At 64.7% G+C, this 18141-nt stretch carries 17 protein-coding genes and 1 tRNA gene; 7 read left to right on the top strand and 11 right to left on the bottom strand.

The annotated features are described in order from the left end of the window. Position 1: 1 nt before the first annotated feature. Together I3J27_RS06335 and I3J27_RS06330 are read right to left on the bottom strand one after the other, a co-directional pair. On the bottom strand, positions 2-931 hold the full coding sequence (locus I3J27_RS06335) for a CobW family GTP-binding protein (protein WP_270166499.1): 930 nt from the start codon (positions 929-931) through the stop codon (positions 2-4). Between the two features lie 3 nt (positions 932-934). Continuing rightward, the gene (locus I3J27_RS06330) at positions 935-2452 is read right to left on the bottom strand and encodes an amidohydrolase family protein (RefSeq protein ID WP_270166497.1); all 1518 of its coding nucleotides are present in this window, start codon (positions 2450-2452) and stop codon (positions 935-937) included. A gap of 784 nt (positions 2453-3236) precedes the next feature. On the opposite strand from I3J27_RS06330, the gene I3J27_RS06325 reads away from it, so the two are divergent. Beyond that, entirely contained in the window at positions 3237-4190 is a 954-nt protein-coding gene (locus tag I3J27_RS06325) for an alpha/beta hydrolase (RefSeq protein WP_270166495.1), read from the top strand. Between the two features lie 52 nt (positions 4191-4242). Here I3J27_RS06325 and I3J27_RS06320 read toward each other — a convergent pair whose 3' ends face one another. The 3 genes from I3J27_RS06320 to I3J27_RS06310 all read right to left on the bottom strand — a co-directional run bounded on the left by I3J27_RS06320 (position 4243) and on the right by I3J27_RS06310 (position 5332). Further along, entirely contained in the window at positions 4243-4776 is a 534-nt protein-coding gene (locus I3J27_RS06320) for a 2'-5' RNA ligase family protein (RefSeq protein WP_270166493.1), read from the bottom strand. A gap of 79 nt (positions 4777-4855) precedes the next feature. Beyond that, positions 4856-4930 (bottom strand) — tRNA-Glu (locus I3J27_RS06315). A gap of 57 nt (positions 4931-4987) precedes the next feature. Then, a complete protein-coding gene (locus tag I3J27_RS06310) occupies positions 4988-5332 on the bottom strand; it encodes a hypothetical protein (RefSeq protein WP_270166491.1) in 345 nt (114 codons plus the stop codon). On the opposite strand from I3J27_RS06310, the gene I3J27_RS06305 reads away from it, so the two are divergent. The 3 genes from I3J27_RS06305 to I3J27_RS06295 all read left to right on the top strand — a co-directional run bounded on the left by I3J27_RS06305 (position 5331) and on the right by I3J27_RS06295 (position 8214). Beyond that, a complete protein-coding gene (locus I3J27_RS06305) occupies positions 5331-6338 on the top strand; it encodes an RluA family pseudouridine synthase (RefSeq protein ID WP_270166489.1) in 1008 nt (335 codons plus the stop codon). The two genes, I3J27_RS06310 and I3J27_RS06305, sit on opposite strands and share 2 nt — an antisense overlap. Before the next feature lie 219 nt (positions 6339-6557). After that, positions 6558-7457, top strand: coding sequence for an RNA polymerase sigma factor RpoH (gene rpoH, locus I3J27_RS06300; protein ID WP_270166487.1), 900 nt, complete (start codon positions 6558-6560; stop codon positions 7455-7457). Positions 7458-7872: 415 nt separating this feature from the next. Next, positions 7873-8214, top strand: a complete 342-nt coding sequence (locus I3J27_RS06295; protein ID WP_306417067.1) for a hypothetical protein — start codon at positions 7873-7875, stop codon at positions 8212-8214. Between the two features lie 4 nt (positions 8215-8218). On the opposite strand, the gene I3J27_RS06290 is transcribed toward I3J27_RS06295, so the two are convergent. The 4 genes from I3J27_RS06290 to I3J27_RS06275 form a co-directional block, all read right to left on the bottom strand. Continuing rightward, positions 8219-8845, bottom strand: a complete 627-nt coding sequence (locus I3J27_RS06290) for a peptidoglycan recognition protein family protein (RefSeq protein WP_270166483.1) — start codon at positions 8843-8845, stop codon at positions 8219-8221. A gap of 34 nt (positions 8846-8879) precedes the next feature. Then, positions 8880-10136, bottom strand: coding sequence for a GGDEF domain-containing protein (locus tag I3J27_RS06285; RefSeq protein WP_270166481.1), 1257 nt, complete (start codon positions 10134-10136; stop codon positions 8880-8882). A 601-nt stretch (positions 10137-10737) separates the two neighbouring features. Continuing rightward, on the bottom strand, positions 10738-11349 hold the full coding sequence (locus tag I3J27_RS06280; protein ID WP_270166479.1) for a LysE family translocator: 612 nt from the start codon (positions 11347-11349) through the stop codon (positions 10738-10740). 57 nt (positions 11350-11406) lie between these two features. Then, positions 11407-11781 carry a response regulator gene (locus I3J27_RS06275; RefSeq protein WP_270166477.1) on the bottom strand — a complete coding sequence of 125 codons (375 nt, stop codon included), beginning with the start codon at positions 11779-11781 and terminating at the stop codon, positions 11407-11409. A 129-nt stretch (positions 11782-11910) separates the two neighbouring features. On the opposite strand from I3J27_RS06275, the gene I3J27_RS06270 reads away from it, so the two are divergent. Beyond that, entirely contained in the window at positions 11911-12747 is an 837-nt protein-coding gene (locus I3J27_RS06270; RefSeq protein WP_270166475.1) for an SDR family NAD(P)-dependent oxidoreductase, read from the top strand. Positions 12748-12903: 156 nt separating this feature from the next. Here the strand turns inward: I3J27_RS06270 and I3J27_RS06265 are convergent, their stop codons facing one another. Continuing rightward, entirely contained in the window at positions 12904-13710 is an 807-nt protein-coding gene (locus tag I3J27_RS06265) for a lytic murein transglycosylase (RefSeq protein WP_270166473.1), read from the bottom strand. 159 nt (positions 13711-13869) lie between these two features. Here I3J27_RS06265 and I3J27_RS06260 point away from each other — a divergent pair, with 159 nt between their 5' ends. After that, entirely contained in the window at positions 13870-14802 is a 933-nt protein-coding gene (locus I3J27_RS06260; protein ID WP_370691939.1) for an OmpA family protein, read from the top strand. A 603-nt stretch (positions 14803-15405) separates the two neighbouring features. Then, a complete protein-coding gene (locus tag I3J27_RS06255; protein WP_270166469.1) occupies positions 15406-15642 on the top strand; it encodes a hypothetical protein in 237 nt (78 codons plus the stop codon). Positions 15643-15744: 102 nt separating this feature from the next. Here the strand turns inward: I3J27_RS06255 and rpoD are convergent, their stop codons facing one another. After that, positions 15745-17913 carry an RNA polymerase sigma factor RpoD gene (gene rpoD / locus I3J27_RS06250; RefSeq protein ID WP_270166467.1) on the bottom strand — a complete coding sequence of 723 codons (2169 nt, stop codon included), beginning with the start codon at positions 17911-17913 and terminating at the stop codon, positions 15745-15747. Between the last annotated feature and the right edge of the window lie 228 nt (positions 17914-18141).

Raw genomic sequence — 18141 nt, 5'->3', positions numbered from 1 at the left:
TTCACGCCGAAGCAACGCACGCCTCCATGATCCCGTCCAGCTCGGCCTTGGACAGCACGCCGAGCTCGGCGATGAAGACGATGCGTGCCCGCGGCACACCGGGAGCCGGCGCATCGCCCGGCGCCATCGTGGCGCGGCCGGCGGCGAATTGAAATACCATCTGGCGGCCGGGCTGCTCGACGGTCTCGAACAGGCCTTTGGCGCGCGCGAGTTTTGGCGCCAGCTTGCCGATGGCCTGCTGCAAGCGCGGCAGCGAGAGTGGCTGGTTCGAGGTCCAGCTCAGCGTTTCGAAGCGCTGTTCTGCCGGTCGCCGCGGCCCGGGCTGCCGCGGTGCGGGCGTGCGATCGACATTCGCGGGAAACAGCAGCACGGATGGAATTTCGCCGTGCTGCGCATCGACCACCACGGCCGGGACGCGCTGGGCGCGGATGGCTTCGCGCATCCGCCCGCCTGCGCCCTCGTCGGCGAGATCCAGCTTGCTCAGCGCCACGATGTCGGCGACGCGGAGCTGCGAGCGATGGAGCGCATCCTCGAGGGCGGCCGGCGGCGTTGCCGCATCCATCACGCAGAGCACCGTCTCCAGCGGCGCCTCGCGCAGGATCACAGGGTCCATCAGATTGCGGACGATGTCGGCGGGATCTGCGACGCCGCTGGTCTCGATGACGATGTACTCCGGCCTCGGATCGCGCCGCAGCAGGGTCGAGAGCGTGCGGAGCAGATCGCCTTCCAGCGAGCAGCAGATGCAGCCATTGGCGAGGCTGACGACGCCGTCGCTGGCGCCCGCGATCAGCTCCGCATCGATGTTGATGGCGCCGAAGTCGTTGACAATGGCGGCGATCCGCCGCCCCTCCGCGTTCGCCAGCAGATGGTTGACGACAGTGGTCTTGCCCGCCCCCAGAAAGCCCGTCACCAGGAGAATGGGGACCGGCATGGATCAGCTCTCGACGACGGGACGGCGGACGGGCTTGCCGGGCCGCGCAGCGACATCCAGCACGCCGTCGCTGATCAGCACCTCGCCGCTGACGACCAGATGCCGCACGCCTTCCGAAGGACGGTTCATTGCAGTGAAGGTCGCGCGGTCGGACAGCTTCTCGTAGTCGAACACCACGATGTCGGCATCGGCGCCCCTATCGAGCCGGCCCTTGGCGCGCATCGCGGGTGTGCTCTGCGACAGGATCTCTGCCGGGATCAGCGCGCATTTGCGTACGCCTTCCAGCAGCGACACGGTCTTGCGCTCGCGCACCCATTCGCGGATGAATTTCGTGAAGCAGCCGGCAGAGCGCGGATGCGAGGTGGCATCGTCAGGCAGCGGCCAGGCATCGCCGGTGTAGGTCTTGCCGTCCGACGTCGTCCACGGCATCGCGTCGGAGGCGATCGCGCCGCCGGGATACAGCACCGACATGTCGAGCAGGTCGCGGTGATGCGCATTGTTCTCGGTGTCGAGGATGTGCCACAGCACCAGCGAGGACGGCTCCTCGGCTTGCGCCTTCAACAGCTCCTCGCGATCGCTGAAGCGGTGGCCGTCGGTCACGCGCTGCACCGAGTCGTAGCCGGTGCCGTTGCGTTCGACGAACTCGGGGTCGCTGAAGAAGGCGGCGGCCAGCACGGTCGAGCCGGTGCCGTAAGGGTAGGCCTCGACCGTGATGGGCAGGCCCTGCGCCTGCGCCTTCTCGACCAGCACGCGGCAACGCTCGATGTCGGTCTTGCTCGACGAGTTGAAATGGCAGATGTGCATGTGCGCGCCGGTGGCGCCGGCATAGCCGATCAGGCGGATATAGGCTTCCGCCGCGCTTTCGGGGTCGATGCGCGACATGTAGGCGACGTGGGTGAAGGTCGGCACGTCCTGCTTGGCCGCAAGCTGGCAGACCGCGGTCAATTCCTGCACGCCGGCGCCGGGCGCATAGGCGTTCAGGATGCCGATGCCGATGCCGCCTTCGTTCAAGCCGCGCGAAAGGCGATCGAGGATGCCTGAGACCTCCGTGTCGGTCGCGACGTTGTCCATCCAGCGACGGTCGCGCATCGCGTTGCCGAATGCCTCCAGCGAGCTCTCGGCGTTGGAGCCCGTCATCGCGCCGATGCGCGCAAAGGCCCAGTTGGTGGCGGCGCCGTAGTTCAGCACGCGGCCCTTCCGCGCCTGGCGCTCATACCAGGACCCGACCGGCAGCACGCCGGCCTCGAGATCGAGCGTCGTCGTCACGCCATCGAAGGCCTGCATGCGGTCCGCCGGGATGGACTGGCCATGCGCGTGCAGATCGATGAAGCCGGGCGCGACCACGAGCCCGGTGGCGTCGATCACCCGCTCGGCGCTGCCGAGGCCCGTGCCGACGGCGGCGATCCTGCCGTCCACCACCGCCACGTCGCCGATAGCGTCCATCCCGCTCGCGGGATCCACCACCCGGCCGCCAGAAATCACCAAGCCGCTCATATCGTCACTCCAAAAAGCTAATGCCAAACCTCCAAAGGCCCGGCAGCAGCTTCGGAGGTGGAGACCGGCCGCATCCCGCGCCGTCTCGGCGCGCATAGATGCAGATTTTTGGGGGAACGACCACCTCCGTCGATGCCGATGCAGCATGCTTGCGCGAGAGGTCAGCTCATACGTCATCGCAGACACGTAGCCGCAATCTCGCGGCATGATTTGCCCGAGCTATGCTTCTCTCGTCAAGAAAGGGCGCAGGGAAGACCGGGCGCCGGCTGGCCCCCACAAAACCCCCATGCTGAACGAATGCACACGCAATGCACAGGGGAGACACAGGGCAGCCGAGACCAGGCCTTCCCTGCGCGATGGTTTGACAGCCTATGCCGTGCTCTCCCGGGAGCCGAGTTCGTTCTGGCCTCCCTCGCCCCGGCGAAATGCACGGCACCGCGCCGGTTGACGCGCGTGACGTACGACTGCCCCTTTTGCTGGGCTGGGATGGCCGACAAATACGATAAATCGGAATTTCGGTAAAGTGGAATATTTTCGACAAGCGGATTGACAACGGATCTGGCTGTTTTGCCAAACGCCCGTTGAACTAGTGCACTGTAGTTCCAACGACTGTTGGCGCTCCTTCGAACGCATGATCATGCAACCGACCGCGAAGCGGCTTCGCCGTCTTCTCGCCCCCATTGTCATTCAGGGAGTTGGGCGGGGCGGCGCTACGGGGCAAAGTTCCCGAAGGTTCCGTGTGATCATTCAACGTCTCCTGCAACGCGACTCCGGTCATTCCGTTTCGCGCCGCGCTTTCCTCGGCGGACTTATGTCGGCGGGAAGTGCGCTCGCGCTCGGCGGATGCGCCGGCCTGGGTGCGACCGGCGCGCGCTTCGACGCCTCGTCCCTCTCCGTTGACTCCACATTACTTGTCGCCACCACGCGCAAGGCCGTGAACGGTGCTCGCGCCAAACCCTGGTTCGGTCCGGAGCGCGCGACGAGCATGACGGTCGCGCGGGCCAAGCTAGTGGCCCCCGACGAGAGCCGCCTGTCTCTCGCCTCGGTTGGACTTGGCAGTTGGCGTCTTGATCGGATCGAACCCGTGCCAGCCGACGCCGGCGATCTCGCGACGCAGGCCGGCGGAGGCGACGTGCTGATCTATGTGCACGGCTTCAAGCAGACGTTCGAGACGGCGGTGCTGGACGGCGCCTATCTCTCCGATGCGATCAAGTTCCGCGGCCGGACCATGGTGTTCGCCTGGCCCTCCAAGGCCGGACTGTTCGACTACGCCTATGATCGCGACAGCGCGATGTGGTCGCGCGACGATTTCGAACGCGCGCTCTCTGCGCTGGTGTCGGCGCCGGGCGGTGGCCGCGTGCACATCGTTGCGCACAGCATGGGAACCATGCTGACGCTGGAAAGCCTGCGTCAGCTCTATGCGCGATACGGCGACACGGTCACGAGCAAGATCGGCGCGGTCGTGTTTGCCGCGCCCGACATCGACATGGACGTGTTCTCGTCGGCGGTCCAGCGCATCGGCCCGCTGGCCGGCAAGATCACCGTGATCGCTTCGACGAACGATCGCGCCCTCGCGCTATCGGGACAGATTGCAGGTGGAATGACCAGGGTCGGCGCGGCCGAAAAGGCCGCGATCGCGCGGCTCGGCGTGCGCGTCGTCGATGCGTCAGCGGAAGGCTGGGGCATCATCAACCACGATCTGTTCCTGTCGAATGCGGAAGTGCAGCAGGTAATCCGCCGCTCGATCGACGGCACGACGGCGTGAGAGAAGGGCTGCGCGGCATTGGCTTGACGCATCGTCGCGGAGCAACAATTGACTACGACGACAATCTGCGTTCGGCAATAATCCGCACAGGCGGAAAGGCGACGCAGTCGACCACGTCGAACAACACTTCAATGTTGCGGTCAAACGCCTGCGCGAAAGCCATCGCATCATCGCGCCGTTCGTCGGCAACGGCAGTGCCGAGCGTGCAATGGGGCGTCCACGCGCCGGGCCGGTAGTGAGGACGACAATGTGCTGGATCGATTGCCGCGCTGATGGCGGCGTGGATTCGAGCCAGGGTTTCGTCGACCTCCGGCTCCGCCCAGAGGACGAGCGGAGAACCTTCGAACCAGCGAATTCGTTTGAACCTGATCCGCAGTTGCGTCTGGCCAGACGTAGCTGCCAGCATCACATCCCACGCAGCCTTCTCGTCAGCCGCTGGCGAGTCGTAGATGGCAAACGTCAAATGAGGCCGGTAGCCGAGGGCGCGCATCGAGGGCTCGGCCTCGAACACGGCAACCTGATCCCACAGCCGCTCGATCTCGCCTGCTGAATCGTTATCGGCCCGGATATTGATCGCCAATGCCACAGGCTCACCCAAGGGGTGGAACAATCAAATCGAGATCGGGGGAAAAGCTGGCTTCAAGACAAAGCTGGCTTCAAGACAATGGCGCTCCCTAGGGGAATCGAACCCCTGTTTCAGCCTTGAGAGGGCCGCGTCCTAACCGCTAGACGAAGGGAGCGTGAGGGCTAGCCAATAACCTCGAAATTTGTCCGCCGCAAGGACCCGGATGGCCCTTTTACGGCTCATTGGCAAATTTCAGCTTTCCGGCGGGCTTGAGGGTGTGGGCGTCGAAGGTGCGGATCTCGATGACCCCGCCGATATCCAGCGTAACCACGAGACGGTCGCCGGCCACGCCGGTCGAGACGATCCTGGCGCCCTTCGGCAGGGTGGCGGTGACGTCACCCACCGGCTCCGCTGCCCTTCCCTCCGACTTGAAAAGGCGGTAGCCCACCGCGATCAGAACGGCGCAGATCGCCAGCGCCGTGGTCAACCCCGCGATCAGCATCATCCGCCGCACCCGCGCGAACAGCGCGGCCTGCTCGGGGGTCGGTTCGGGAACAGCGGTATCAGACGTCGTCATGGAAAATTCTGGCTCTGCGCAAAGGTTGGAGGTTGTCGTCGCCGGCGACGAGGGCTCGGCCCGGCTCGACCGCGTGCTGGCGGCGCGTTTGCCGGACCTGTCGCGATCGCGGCTGAAAGCTCTGATCCTGGCGGGCGCAGTGCACCTGAAGGCCACCGCGGTCCGCGACCCCGCTTATCACGTCGCATCCGGCGATACGATCATAATCGACGTGCCGGAGGCGGCTCCGCCGGAGCCCAAGGGCGAGGACATTGCGCTGGATATCGTGTTCGAGGACGACGACATCGTCGTCCTCAACAAGCCGAAGGGCCTCGTGGTGCACCCCGCGGCCGGGCACGAGACTGGCACGCTGGTGAACGCGCTGATCGCCCATTGCGGCGGCTCGCTGTCCGGCATCGGCGGGGTGCGCCGGCCCGGCATCGTGCACCGGCTCGACAAGGACACGACCGGGCTGATGGTGGTGGCCAAGAACGACCTCGCCCATGCCTCGCTGACCGCGCAATTCGCCGACCACGGCCGCACCGGCGCGATGCGCCGCGGCTACATGGCCTTCGCCTGGGGGCTGCCCGGCCGCCATCGCGGCACCGTCGATGCGCCGATCGACCGCCATCCGCATGCGCGCGAGAAGATGGCGGTGCGCCAGGGCGGCCGCGAGGCAGTGACCCATTGGGAGCTTCTGGAGAGTTTTGCAGGGCGTGACGGCAAGCCGATCGCCGCCCTGCTCGCCTGCGAGCTCGAGACCGGACGCACCCACCAGATCCGCGTCCACCTCGCCCATATCGGCCATCCCCTGATGGGGGACGCCGTCTATGGCCCGCATTTCAAGACCAAGGCAAACCAGCTCGGCCCCGAGTCGCAAGCCGCCTTGGCGGCGCTGGGGCGGCAGGCCCTGCATGCTTATTTGCTGGTACTGGAGCACCCGAGGACGGGAGAATTACTCCACTGGGAGGCGCCTCTGCCGGAGGATTTGCTTCTCTTGGAGGCGGCCCTGAAAGCGGCGCTATGACGCAGGCCTTTTAAGAAAGGCGTTACATTACAAAAAGTTATAGCTGCCACACGGGGACGTGACGTCAGCAATCCTTCCCTTTTTGACCCCCCATGGGGTATATTGCGCGTGCGTTGGAAATGACCAACGCGGAACATCGCAGCTACGGCCGGCTTTAACAAAGCGGTCGTCTGCCTGGCCCGCCGCTATCGGGGGCCTGAACCTTTGGAGGGCTTCAGTATGGCCCGTACCGCTGCTCTGCCGATCCTCAATGGAGAATCCGGCCTTTCTCGCTACCTCGCCGAGATCCGCAAGTTCCCGATGCTGGAACCCCAGCAGGAATACATGCTCGCCAAGCGTTGGCGCGAGCATGACGATCGCGACGCGGCGCATCAACTCGTCACCAGCCATCTCCGCCTCGTGGCCAAGATCGCCATGGGCTATCGCGGCTACGGCCTGCCGATCTCCGAGGTCGTCTCGGAAGGCAATGTCGGCCTGATGCAGGCGGTGAAGCGTTTCGAACCCGAGAAGGGGTTCCGTCTCGCCACCTACGCGATGTGGTGGATCAAGGCGTCGATTCAAGAGTACATCCTGCGTTCCTGGTCGCTCGTGAAGATGGGCACGACCGCGAACCAGAAGAAGCTGTTCTTCAACCTGCGCAAGGCGAAGAGCAAGATCAACGCGCTGGACGAGGGCGACCTTCGCCCCGACCAGGTGAAGATCATTGCCAAGCGCCTCGGCGTCACCGATCAGGACGTGATCGACATGAACCGCCGCCTCGGTGGCGACGCGTCGCTCAACGCACCGATCCGCGACGACGGCGAAGCCGGCGAATGGCAGGACTGGCTGGTCGACAATACGCCCAACCAGGAAGCCATGATGGCGGAGCACGAGGAGTATGATCACCGCCGTGACGCGCTGAATGGCGCCATGGGCGTGCTCAACCCGCGCGAACGCCGCATCTTCGAGGCCCGCCGCCTCGCCGATGAGCCGATGACGCTGGAAGACCTTGCCGCCGAGTTCGGCGTGTCGCGCGAGCGCGTCCGCCAGATCGAAGTCCGCGCCTTTGAAAAGGTGCAGGCCGCGGTCAAGGGCACGATTGCAAAGGCCGAACAGGCCGCGCTGGAAGCCGCGCTCTAAGCGCAGCTTCAGCGCCAGAGATTGGCGGATCGATGAGAGACGGAAAAGCCGGCGGCAACGCCGGCTTTTTTGTTTGGGGCGATGCCTTGTTCGAGTGATGCGAAGCGCGGCGCCACATTCAGTGTCACGCCCGCCTAGTGCGCAATTGCGCACGGGGGCGGGGCATCCAGTTCGCCGCGGCACCAATCGCAGCAGCGAGATATCCAACGCAGGCCTCTGGAATACCTGGATCGCCCGGTTAAACCGGGCAACGACAGCGGTGGTTTTGGCTGCAGTCGGTGGAGAGTGTGGACGAGTGAGACGACCATCACATCCCCCTCCGCTCGTCTGATCTACAACCAGGCTCGCCTTGAACCGGCGCTGCCGGCCAACCGACCCAAAAATATCGGACCGACAGCATCGAATGGACGCCACCGTGTCGATCATCCTGCAATCCACCGTCGGCGGCTTTTCCGCCCAGTTCATGCGCAAGCTGCCGCTGGTCGAGCAGGCGATGCGCGAGCACGGGCTCGATCCCGCCGAGTTCATCATCTCCAAGGACTATGCCTCGACCGCGACGATCCCGATCATGGGTCCGTTCTTCTTCAGCTACAGCGTGTTCTTCGGCGAGGAGAACTTCACCGTCACCGAGCCGAACGACATGGTGTTTCTGGATTACTTCTTCAAACGCGTGCTGGCCGTCGACGATCCGCCGGAATTGCCGCGGCGGCCGGGATTGATCGAGCGGTTCTTCGGGTGGATGGCGCAACCGGTCTAGCTCGTCATTCCCCCCAAACCCTTGCCAGCGTCGCGAGCCAGCAGCCTTCGCAATAGCGGGCGTCCTTGTAGTCGATCCAGTTGTGCGCGTAGACGTGGTCAGCCGGGATGCCGTAGCGCGCGCGCAGCACCTGCACGAGGATCTTCCACGCCGCAACCTGCGCCTCTGTGGGGCCGGTGGCGACATCGGGATAATTGCCGGCGAACTCGACGCCGATCGAATTGTCGCGCACCACCTGGCGATAGGTAGATCTGTTGTCGATGTACTTGTTGTCGTTGCGGTTGGCGCCGTCGCCATGGGTCGGCACCAGGTTCTCCGCCGCCGCCCAATAGACCGTGCCGTCGGTCTCGACCCACACCGTGACGCCGCGGCGTGTCGGGTTCTTCGCCTGCGCCTCGGCGCCGCCGCGCGCCGAGCCCGTCGGCCCCTCGGTCTGGTGCACGATGATGTTGCGCCAGGCACGAGCCTTGGCGACGTCGCCCCATGGCGCGAGCCAGACGATCTTCAGGCCGGGAATGTCGGGCGTGCCGGAGCTGCGCGCCAGCTTTGCGAGGTCGGCATCTTCGGCAGCGGCGGGTGTGATCAGGAAGAGAGCGGCGAGAGCAGCCGCGAACAGGCGGGATATCATCATCAGGATCCAATAACGGATCCCAGCGTAGCAGGCTTCAGGCGAATTTGCGCGCGGCCTCACTGAGCCTTGCCTCACTGAGACTTGCCTCACAGAGCTTTGCCTCACTGAGCCCTGCCGGCTCGGGCGAGAGCGGCGGGGCTGGATTGTAGACCGCAAAATCGTTCTTGCCGTTCTTCTTGGCGGCGTAGAGGGCGTGGTCGGCGTGCGCGATCAGGCGGTCCGGGAATTGGCCGATGCCGCGGTCCCATTCGGCGACGCCGATCGAGATCGCGATCGGGATGTCCTTGGCCGTGCAACTTGCTGCATCCTGGCGGCAGACCTCGAGCACGCGGCGGGCGATCGCGGCCCCCTCGCGCAAGGAGGAGGACGGCAGCACGACGCAGAACTCGTCGCCGCCGGTGCGGGCCAGCATGTCGCCCGGCCGCAGGCGTGTCTGCGCCATCAGGGTGAAGTGCCGCAGACACGCATCGCCCGCGGCATGGCCGTGGGTGTCGTTGATGGTCTTGAAGCCGTCGAGGTCGATCACCAGCAGCGAGAACGCCTCGCCGCTGCGCTCCGAGCGAGTGCATTCCTCGGACAGGCGCTGCAACAGATGCCGCCGGTTGGCGACGCCGGTGAGATCGTCGAGCAATGCGAGGTCGGCGACCTCGCCCCGCAGGCGATCCATCGCCATCAGCAGGAAGCCGAAATTGAGCGTCATCGACAGGAACAGCAGTCCCAGCACCATGACGGCATGGGCCTGGCCGCCGGCAACCGAGGAGAAGTCACCGCCAAGCAGGTTGCCCACCGCACGGGCGAAGAAGATCGCGATGATGCTGACGATGACGATGCCGGACAGCCGGGCACCCGGGCTGACGCGGCCTTCCGGCGGCGACAAGAGCAGACGCAGCGCCAGCGCCAGCGGCAGGGCCTGCCCGAGCGAGTAGCTGAGCATACGCAGCTGCATATGCTCGAAGCCGAGCATGAAGAACACGACGCCGCCGAGGCTCAAGGCGCCCGTCGCGATCATGATGCGCCAGGATACCGGCTGGTCGTAGAAGCGCTGGATGCCCATCGCAGCAAGGCAGCTTGCCGCGATGATACCGACTGCCCCTGACAGGAGCGGCAGTGGAGAGGCGACGAACAGGCGGACCAGCGCCGCCATCGCGCCGGCGGCGCCGACGAAGCATGACGCCATCCAGAACCGCGCGGCCGCGAATTTCGGATAGGAGCGCGTCACGTAGGCCCAGATCAGGCCGAGCGCCAGGAAGTTGACGACGAAGACGGTCCAGAGTGTCGGCACGTTCAGCATGGCGCGTGCAGCGCGTGCAACCTCGCGCCTCCCGTCCCTGGCAGCCGTTCGTCCATGACCCGTCCCCGTGTTCTTGCGGAGGACAATGCACGGGTTGCGCTTAACGGAGTCTCACTGCGATCCTCGAAAGCGCGCCGTTGGTTTTGGATTCATGAACGGCGCGCGGCGATTGTCGGATCGTTAGGCATGTCGCGGCGTCCCTGCACGGTCGCGTCGGCACGTCTCGCGATGCGGATTCGCGCACCAAAATCACCCGAAAATGCATCTGAGCTGTGGATAACGTGATGACACGGATGTGACGGCACGGGGCAGAACCCTGCGAATCTGCTGAGTTTGTCACCGAGGATGTTGCGAGGCTGGCCCTCCGCCGAGCGTTCCTCGTGTCGCGTTTCACCATTAACCCTTAAGAGGATCCTATGGCTAAGAAAGCGAAGAAGGCGACGAAGAAGAAGGCGAAAAAGGCCAAGAAGGCGAAGAAGAAGTAACGAGGCTTCTTTTTCTTTGCTCGGGTGGAGCCTCGCTCCGCCCGGGCTTCGGGTAGGGTCGAGAGAGTTTGATGGTGGCGGGCGCGAAGCCCGCTTTTTTTTATTGGGTGGAGAAGCTACCGCTCCACGAACGCGAGCTTGGCGCCGAGCGCGGCAAAACCGGCGGCAAAGCTGCGGCGCAGCCAGGCCATGACGCGGGGACGGGAGATGACGCGCTCGCGCACCGACGCCGCACAGAGGCCGTAGACAACGAACACCGCAAACGTCATCGCCATGAAGGCGCCGCTCAATTCCAGCATCCGCGCCAGCACATGAACTTCGTCCACCGCGATGAACTGCGGCAGGAAGGCGAGGAAGAAGATCGACAGTTTCGGGTTGAGGATGTTGATCAGGAAGCCTGTCACGACGACACGGCCGCTCGAACGCTCCTTGATGTCGCCCTCGACCGCGAGCGCGCCGGTTTCACGCAACGCCTGCCAGGACATGTAGAGCAGATAGAGCACGCCGCCCCATTTCAGCGCGGCAAAGGCGAGCGCGCTGGTGTAGAGCACGGCGGCGAGCCCCAGCATCGCTGCGACCATGTGCGGCACGATCCCGAGCGTGCAGCCGAAGGCGGCGGCGACACTGGCGCGCGAGCCGCGGGTCAGCGCCGCGGCCAGCGTGTAGAGCACGCCGGTGCCGGGCGAGGCGACGACGATGAGCGAGGTGAGCAGGAACGACCAGGACATAAGCAGACCTTATCAGTCCGCCTCACGGCAAGAAAGCCAGACCGTCGCCCGCCGCCGTCAGGAGAGTTGCGCGATCTCGGCCTCGCGCAGCACGTCGAGCGGCGCCCATGGCTTGGCCCAGAATTTCGCACCGTCGGGCAAGGCCTGCATCAGGGGACGGCCGGAGGTGACGACGACATCCAGCTTGGGATTGCGGTCCTTGGCGACGTGGGCAAGCTCGACGCCGGTCATCCGGCCGGCGAGCTGCACGTCGGTGAGCAACAGACACAAGGCTCCGGCGTTCTTCTCGAGGACGCGCTCGGCCGCCTCAGCGCTTTCGCACTGAATGACCTGGTAGCCGCTCTCCTCAAGAAGAAGGCTGAGCATCTCTCGCTGCATGGCGTCGTCTTCGACGATGAGTGCTGTTGCAGGAAATGGCTTCGATTGACCCATCGCTGGCTCCCAATGCTGCTTGCCTCCGTTCAAGTAACTTACGTTAAGGACGCAAGTCGGATACGGTTCGGTTCCATTCTGAAAAAATGTCATCCGGGCGCCCGGCCCGGGGGCTTGACGGGGGAAGATATGACGATGATTCGCGGTGCCGCCGCCATCACGGGAGCGGCGAGCGGCATCGGCCGCGCGCTGGCGATCGAGCTCGGCAGCCGTGGCTGCGACCTCGCGCTCGCTGATCGTGACGAGGCCGGACTGAAGGCGCTCGCCGCCGAGATCGGAGCCGCACGCAAGGTCAGCGTGCACCGCGTCGACGTCAGCGAACCCGGCGATATCGCGGCATTCGCGCGTGATGCGATCGCGGCGCATCCCGCGCTCGGCATCGTCGTCAACAATGCGGGCGTGGCGCTGATGGGCTCGTTCGAGGAGATCGACCAGACCCAGATGGACTGGCTGTTCGACATCAATTTCTGGGGCGTGGTGCACGGCACGCGCGCCTTCCTGCCGCATCTGAAGACGCTGGCAGAGGCGCATATCGTCAACCTCTCCTCGATCTTCGGCATCATCGCGCCGCCGGGCCAGTCGGCCTATGCGGCCGCCAAATTCGCGGTGCGCGGTTTTTCCGAGAGCATGCGCCACGAGCTTGCGGTTGCGGGCAGCTCGGTGAAACTATCGGTCGTCCATCCCGGCGGCGTCGCCACCGCCATTGCGCGCAACTCGCGCACCGGGGTCGGCGTCACCGACAACGCCCGCCGCGCGCAATCGATCGAGCGGTTCGAGAACGCGGCGAAGACCACGCCGAAGGACGCTGCGCTGCGCATCATCAGGGGCATCGAGCGGAACGAGCCGCGCATCCTGATCGGCAACGACGCCCGCTTCATGGATCTGCTCCAGCGCTTTCGCCCGGGGACGTATTGGGCGCCGCTGCAGCGGAAGCTGGAGAAGATGGCGAAGGGGACGGCGACGTAGGTGGGGACGTCAGTGGCGCACCTATTGCGCCACACCTCGCGCTGTCATTCCCCGCGAAAGCGGGGAATCCAGTACGCCGCGGCTTCTCGGTTCAATCACTGCCGCCTCGGAGTACTGGATCACCCGCTTTCGCGGGTGATGACACCGGTTATGTGGTCACTGCCCCGCCAGCCGGTCCGCGAAATAGCCGATCGTCTTGCGATACACCACCGCCCTGTTCCACTCGCGCATCGCCTCGAAATTGGCGGTGCCTTCGCCATAGGGCTGGCCCATCTTGAAGCCGCTGGTGTGGAGCAGGTTGGCGGTCGAGGCGAGCACGTCGGGGACGCTGTGGCGGAGGTCGACATGGCCGTCGCCGTCGAAATCGACGCCGTATTTGATGTAGGAGGACGGCAGGAACTGGGTCTGGCCGATCTCGCCGGCATAGGCGCCGATGAGGTCGCGCAGCGGCAGGTCGCCGCGCTGCACGATCTTGAGCGCGGCGAGCAGCTCGCCCTGGAACAGATCGGTGCGGCGGCAATCATGCGCGAGCGTCGCCAGCGTGCGGATCACCGGCAGCTTGCCGATGTCGCCCTTGCCGAAATCGCTCTCCAGGCCCCAGATCGCGACCAGGATATAACGCGGCACGCCGAACTGCTGCTCGATGCGCGAGAGCAGCGCGGCATGACGCTGCAGCAGCGCCTTGCCGCCATTGATGCGGCCGGGGCCGACGCGGGTCGAGACATACTGCTCAAAGCTCTTGTTGAAGGTGTAGCGCTGGCGCCGATCGAAGGCGAGCACCGCGCCGTCCTGGGTGATGCCGCTGAAGGCCGCGCTGGTCACGCCTGCCGAGACGCCGGCCGCTTGCGCTTCCGAGGTCATGCTGGCGACGAAGCTGTTGAAGTCGCCGCCGCAGCGCGCGGCCTGCGCCGAGCCACCAGCCAGACAAACGAAGAAGGCGGCGGCCAAAGCGTGTCTCAACATATCGAAAATTCCTCTGAAGAATGAGCGCGGAAAGCGGCGCAAGATCATGCCCGGGAACCGGATTCGCGTCAAAGCGGCAAAACCTCGCCAGAACCGATTGCCGCCTGGGCGCGACTAAAAGGCAGCGCTGATTCCGTCCCCCAACCGCTCGAGATGACCATGCCCAATCCCTGCCGGATGCTTGCTGTCCTCGTTTTGCTCTCGCTCCCCACCGTCACGGCCACCGCGCAGACGCGCGACGTCCAAGGCTCCCGCGACTATCCCGGCATCGGCCGCTTCGCCGGCAGCGTCATCACCGGCTATGTCGTGAAGGATTTCGACGCCACGCGGATGCAGGCGGCGGCGTTCAAGGACGGGCAGCCGACCGATGCGCGGCGGCTCGAGGGCCGTGTTGTCCGCATCGCCTACCGCACCAATCCCGGCCCCTCGATCCTGGAAGTGTCGCGCAATTTCGAGACGCAGCTGGCAAAGGCCGGCTTCGAGACCCTGCTCGCCTGCGACACCGACGCCTGCGGCGCGATTCCTTTCACGGAAAGCATCGACACGCTGCCGGTGCCGCAGATGTGGGTCGACGGCTTCAACTACCGCTACTTCGCCGGCCGCAAGGCCGAGGGCGGACGCGAGACTTTTGCCAGCGTCATCGTCAGCCAGAACAACCAGGAGATCACTACGCAGGTCACCGTCGCCGAGCTCGGCGCGATCGCAAACAAGATGGTCGACGCGGCTGCAATGGCGAAGGGTCTTGGCGAGACCGGCCACATCGCGCTCTACGGCATCTATTTCGACACCGACAAGGCCGTGCTCAAGCCTGAGAGCCGCCCGACGCTGGAGCAGATCGCCAAGCTCTTGACGGGCCAGCCGCAGCTCAACGTCTTCATCGTCGGCCACACCGACAGCCAGGGCACCTATGAATACAATCTCGATCTCTCCAAGCGCCGCGCCGACGCGGTCGCGGCCGAGCTGGTGAAGAGTTTCCGGATCGCGCAGACGCGGCTGCGCACAGCCGGCGTCGGCTTGCTGGCCCCGGTCGGCTCGAATGCGACGGACGCCGGCCGCGCGCTGAACCGGCGCGTCGAGCTGGTGGCGCCGTGAGGCTTTGATCCGCGTCACCATCGTGCTGCCAGCGACGTGAGATGAACGCTTGCGCCACGCTCATTCCGGGCGCACGCAGCGCGGCGTGGAATTCATGTTGCGTGCAGTGATTGAGCGCCCGCACAATGCGTTTTGCAAAAGATGCAGCTCCGCGCATTTCGCCACACCGCGTGGAACTCAAATTGCATCGCGAAAGCAGGCAAGATGAACAAATTGCTTCAATCCTCAAATCATCTTCCGTAACAACGCCCGGGCAGCAACACGCGCGATCGACGCATATCTGATCCGCACGCTGCGACATCAAGCCGTCACGTTTTGCCTTGCCATCACATGGCGCAGGCGATAATCTTCTATTTTAGGTTGTCGCCCCGCCAGCCCCGGGCGACACTGAAGACCAAAGATAAACGGCGGGCTTTTCGGCCCGCCGTTTATTGAGGCAAGGGCCTGATCGAAGGGGCGCTGCCGGCGCCCGGCCCCCTCCCCGGCAGAGAATTGCAATCAAAACGGCCCGCGGCTGGCTGGACGGGCGCTCCGGCCTGCGCAGATGTCGACAAATCGCCGAAGTCATTTGACTGCGGGCCCCTGATCGACGACAAGCCCGCCATGGCCAAGAAACCCGGAACCAATCCCAAAGGCGAATTCGCCTTCTTCAACGTCTTCTATGAGGACGATACCCAGCGCTCCAACCGCCGCGTGCCTAGCGAACTGCTCGGCGGCCTCGACGGCGACGAACCCGCGCGCGGCTTCATCATGGAGCAGGACCGCGAGATCGCCGAAAAGAGCGGTCGGCCGGCGCTGGAGATCAAGCGGATCGAGCGGGTCGGGGTGAAGAAGAAGTAGACTTCAGCCCTATCCACGTCATTGCGAGCGGGGCGAGAGCGAAGACCAAAACAAAAACGGCGGGCCTTGGCCCGCCGTTTTGCTTTGGATCGATGTCCGCGCTCAGTTGTCGAGGAAGCTTCGCAGCTTCCGGCTCCGCGACGGATGCTTCAACTTCCGCAGCGCCTTCGCCTCGATCTGGCGAATACGCTCTCTCGTCACCGAGAACTGCTGTCCCACTTCTTCCAGCGTGTGGTCGGTGTTCATGCCGATGCCGAAGCGCATGCGCAGGACGCGCTCTTCGCGCGGGGTGAGCGAGGCGAGCACGCGCGTGGTGGTCTCGCGCAGGTTCGACTGGATCGCGGCGTCGATGGGGAGGATCGCGTTCTTGTCCTCGATGAAATCGCCGAGATGCGAATCCTCTTCGTCACCGACGGGGGTTTCGAGCGACAAGGGCTCCTTGGCGATCTTGAGGACTTTTCGCACTTTCTCCAGCGGCATGCCGAGCTTTTCGGCCAATTCCTCGGGAGTCGGCTCGCGGCCGATCTCGTTGAGCATCTGGCGCGAGGTGCGCACGATCTTGTTGATCGTCTCGATCATGTGCACGGGGATGCGGATGGTGCGGGCCTGGTCCGCAATGCTGCGGGTGATCGCCTGCCGGATCCACCACGTGGCGTAGGTCGAGAACTTGTAGCCGCGGCGATACTCGAATTTATCAACGGCCTTCATCAGGCCGATGTTGCCTTCCTGGATCAGGTCGAGGAATTGCAGGCCGCGGTTGGTGTACTTCTTCGCGATCGAGATCACGAGACGGAGATTGGCTTCCACCATCTCCTTCTTGGCCTGGCGTGCCTCGCGCTCGCCCTTCTGCACGGAGTGCACGATCTTGCGGAACTCGACGATCTCGAGGCCGGTGAGCGCCGCGAGCTGATGCACCTCGTGACGGAGGTCCTTGATGCGGTCCTTCTCGATATGGACGAAGTTCTTCCAGCCCTTGGCCGAGAGTTTCGAGACGCGGTTGAGCCAGCGCGGATCGAGCTCCGAGCCGGTGTAGTTGCGCAGGAAATCCTCGCGCGCGACGCCGTGGCTGTCGGCAAGGCGCATCAGGCGGCCCTCGTACGAAACGAGGCGCTTGTTGATGTCGTAGAGCTGCTCGACGAGTGAATCGATACGCGCCTGGTTGAGGCGCAGCGACTTCACCTCGACGATGATCTCGTCCTTGAGCTTGCGGTACTTGCGCTCCTGGTGCGGCGACAGCGAGGGCCCGTGCGAGGTGCTCTCGAGCTGGTTCTGGATGTCCTGCTCCTGAAGCTTGCGCAGCTTCTTGTAGCTGTCGGCGATCTTGTCGAAGATCTCGACGACCTTCGGCTTGAGCTCGGCCTCGATGGCCGCGAGGGACATCTGGTTCTCGAACTCGTCGTCCTCGTCCATGTCGGATTCGGCGGCGGCTTCGCCCGGATCCTTGTCCTCGCCGCCGGCCTGGCTGCCGCCGGGGGCGGCCTGCGCGGCGCGGAACGGGGTCGGCGACGGAGGAGCTGCGGGCGGCGCCACATGCGCCGGCGCGGCGCCGTTCGTCGCGGCGGCTTCGCCACCTTCGGCGGATGCTTCGCCGTTCTCGCCGGTGGGACCGCCGATCATGGCATTGTTCATGCCGCCCTTGGCGTCGGGACCGGCATAGGTCGCTTCGAGATCGATGATGTCGCGAAGGAAGATCTTGCCTTCGTTGAGCTCGTCGCGCCAGATGATGATGGCCTGGAAGGTCAGCGGGCTTTCGCACAGCCCTGCGATCATCGCCTCGCGGCCGGCCTCGATGCGCTTCGCAATCGCGATTTCGCCTTCGCGGGACAGCAGCTCGACCGTGCCCATCTCGCGCAGATACATGCGCACGGGGTCGTCGGTGCGCTCGCCCGGCTCGCTCTTCTTGACCTCGGTGACGGCCTTCTGGGTGACCTCGACGAGCTCGTTGTCGGTCTCGTCCTCGCCGCCCTCGTCCTTGTCCTCCTCGCCTTCGCTATCGTCGGCTTCGGTGACGTTGATGCCCATGTCCGAGAGCATGGACATGATGTCCTCGATCTGCTCGGGCGAGGTCTGGTCGGACGGCAAAACTTCATTGAGCTGATCGAAGGTCACGAAGCCGCGCTTCTTGGCCTGCTTGATCATCTTCTTCACTGCCGCGTCGGACAGATCGAGCAAGGGCGACGGCGCGTCCTGGGAGTCCTTCTCCGGCGCGTCCGCTGCCTTGTCGTCTTTTTCCTTGTCCTTCGCCTGCAGCGTCTTTGCCTTGGTGGCCATCCATTGCTCCTAAACGCGCTTCATGCGAGACGGCTCGCCGCGCCCGCGTGAAATCACTTGAACCTGTTGTTCGACGCTCTCGCTTCGTCAGATCTCGACACGGAAAGGGCGGCGCGCCTGTCTCCCGCCACCCCGACCTTTCTCTCGCCGGATTTGCCTAACGCTTCGTGAGCCTCTTTGTCGCAGCGGATGCAGGTGTAGTGCCAACAGCGATTGCGCGGATTCATT

Source organism: Bradyrhizobium xenonodulans, from assembly GCF_027594865.1.
Lineage (GTDB): Bacteria > Pseudomonadota > Alphaproteobacteria > Rhizobiales > Xanthobacteraceae > Bradyrhizobium > Bradyrhizobium xenonodulans.
This window is presented reverse-complemented; position numbering and strand designations above follow the sequence as displayed.

Coding starts and splice junctions, on each gene's coding strand:
- I3J27_RS06325 (WP_270166495.1), top strand. CDS start 3,237: ATGTCGGCGGGAAGTGCGCTCGCGCTCGGCGGATGCGCCGGCCTGGGT.
- I3J27_RS06305 (WP_270166489.1), top strand. CDS start 5,331: ATGGAAAATTCTGGCTCTGCGCAAAGGTTGGAGGTTGTCGTCGCCGGC.
- I3J27_RS06260 (WP_370691939.1), top strand. CDS start 13,870: ATGCCCAATCCCTGCCGGATGCTTGCTGTCCTCGTTTTGCTCTCGCTC.
- I3J27_RS06310 (WP_270166491.1), bottom strand. CDS start 5,332: ATGACGACGTCTGATACCGCTGTTCCCGAACCGACCCCCGAGCAGGCC.
- I3J27_RS06335 (WP_270166499.1), bottom strand. CDS start 931: ATGCCGGTCCCCATTCTCCTGGTGACGGGCTTTCTGGGGGCGGGCAAG.
- I3J27_RS06255 (WP_270166469.1), top strand. CDS start 15,406: ATGGCCAAGAAACCCGGAACCAATCCCAAAGGCGAATTCGCCTTCTTC.
- rpoH (WP_270166487.1), top strand. CDS start 6,558: ATGGCCCGTACCGCTGCTCTGCCGATCCTCAATGGAGAATCCGGCCTT.
- I3J27_RS06280 (WP_270166479.1), bottom strand. CDS start 11,349: ATGTCCTGGTCGTTCCTGCTCACCTCGCTCATCGTCGTCGCCTCGCCC.
- rpoD (WP_270166467.1), bottom strand. CDS start 17,913: ATGGCCACCAAGGCAAAGACGCTGCAGGCGAAGGACAAGGAAAAAGAC.
- I3J27_RS06275 (WP_270166477.1), bottom strand. CDS start 11,781: ATGGGTCAATCGAAGCCATTTCCTGCAACAGCACTCATCGTCGAAGAC.
- I3J27_RS06270 (WP_270166475.1), top strand. CDS start 11,911: ATGACGATGATTCGCGGTGCCGCCGCCATCACGGGAGCGGCGAGCGGC.
- I3J27_RS06290 (WP_270166483.1), bottom strand. CDS start 8,845: ATGATGATATCCCGCCTGTTCGCGGCTGCTCTCGCCGCTCTCTTCCTG.
- I3J27_RS06265 (WP_270166473.1), bottom strand. CDS start 13,710: ATGTTGAGACACGCTTTGGCCGCCGCCTTCTTCGTTTGTCTGGCTGGT.
- I3J27_RS06285 (WP_270166481.1), bottom strand. CDS start 10,136: ATGCTGAACGTGCCGACACTCTGGACCGTCTTCGTCGTCAACTTCCTG.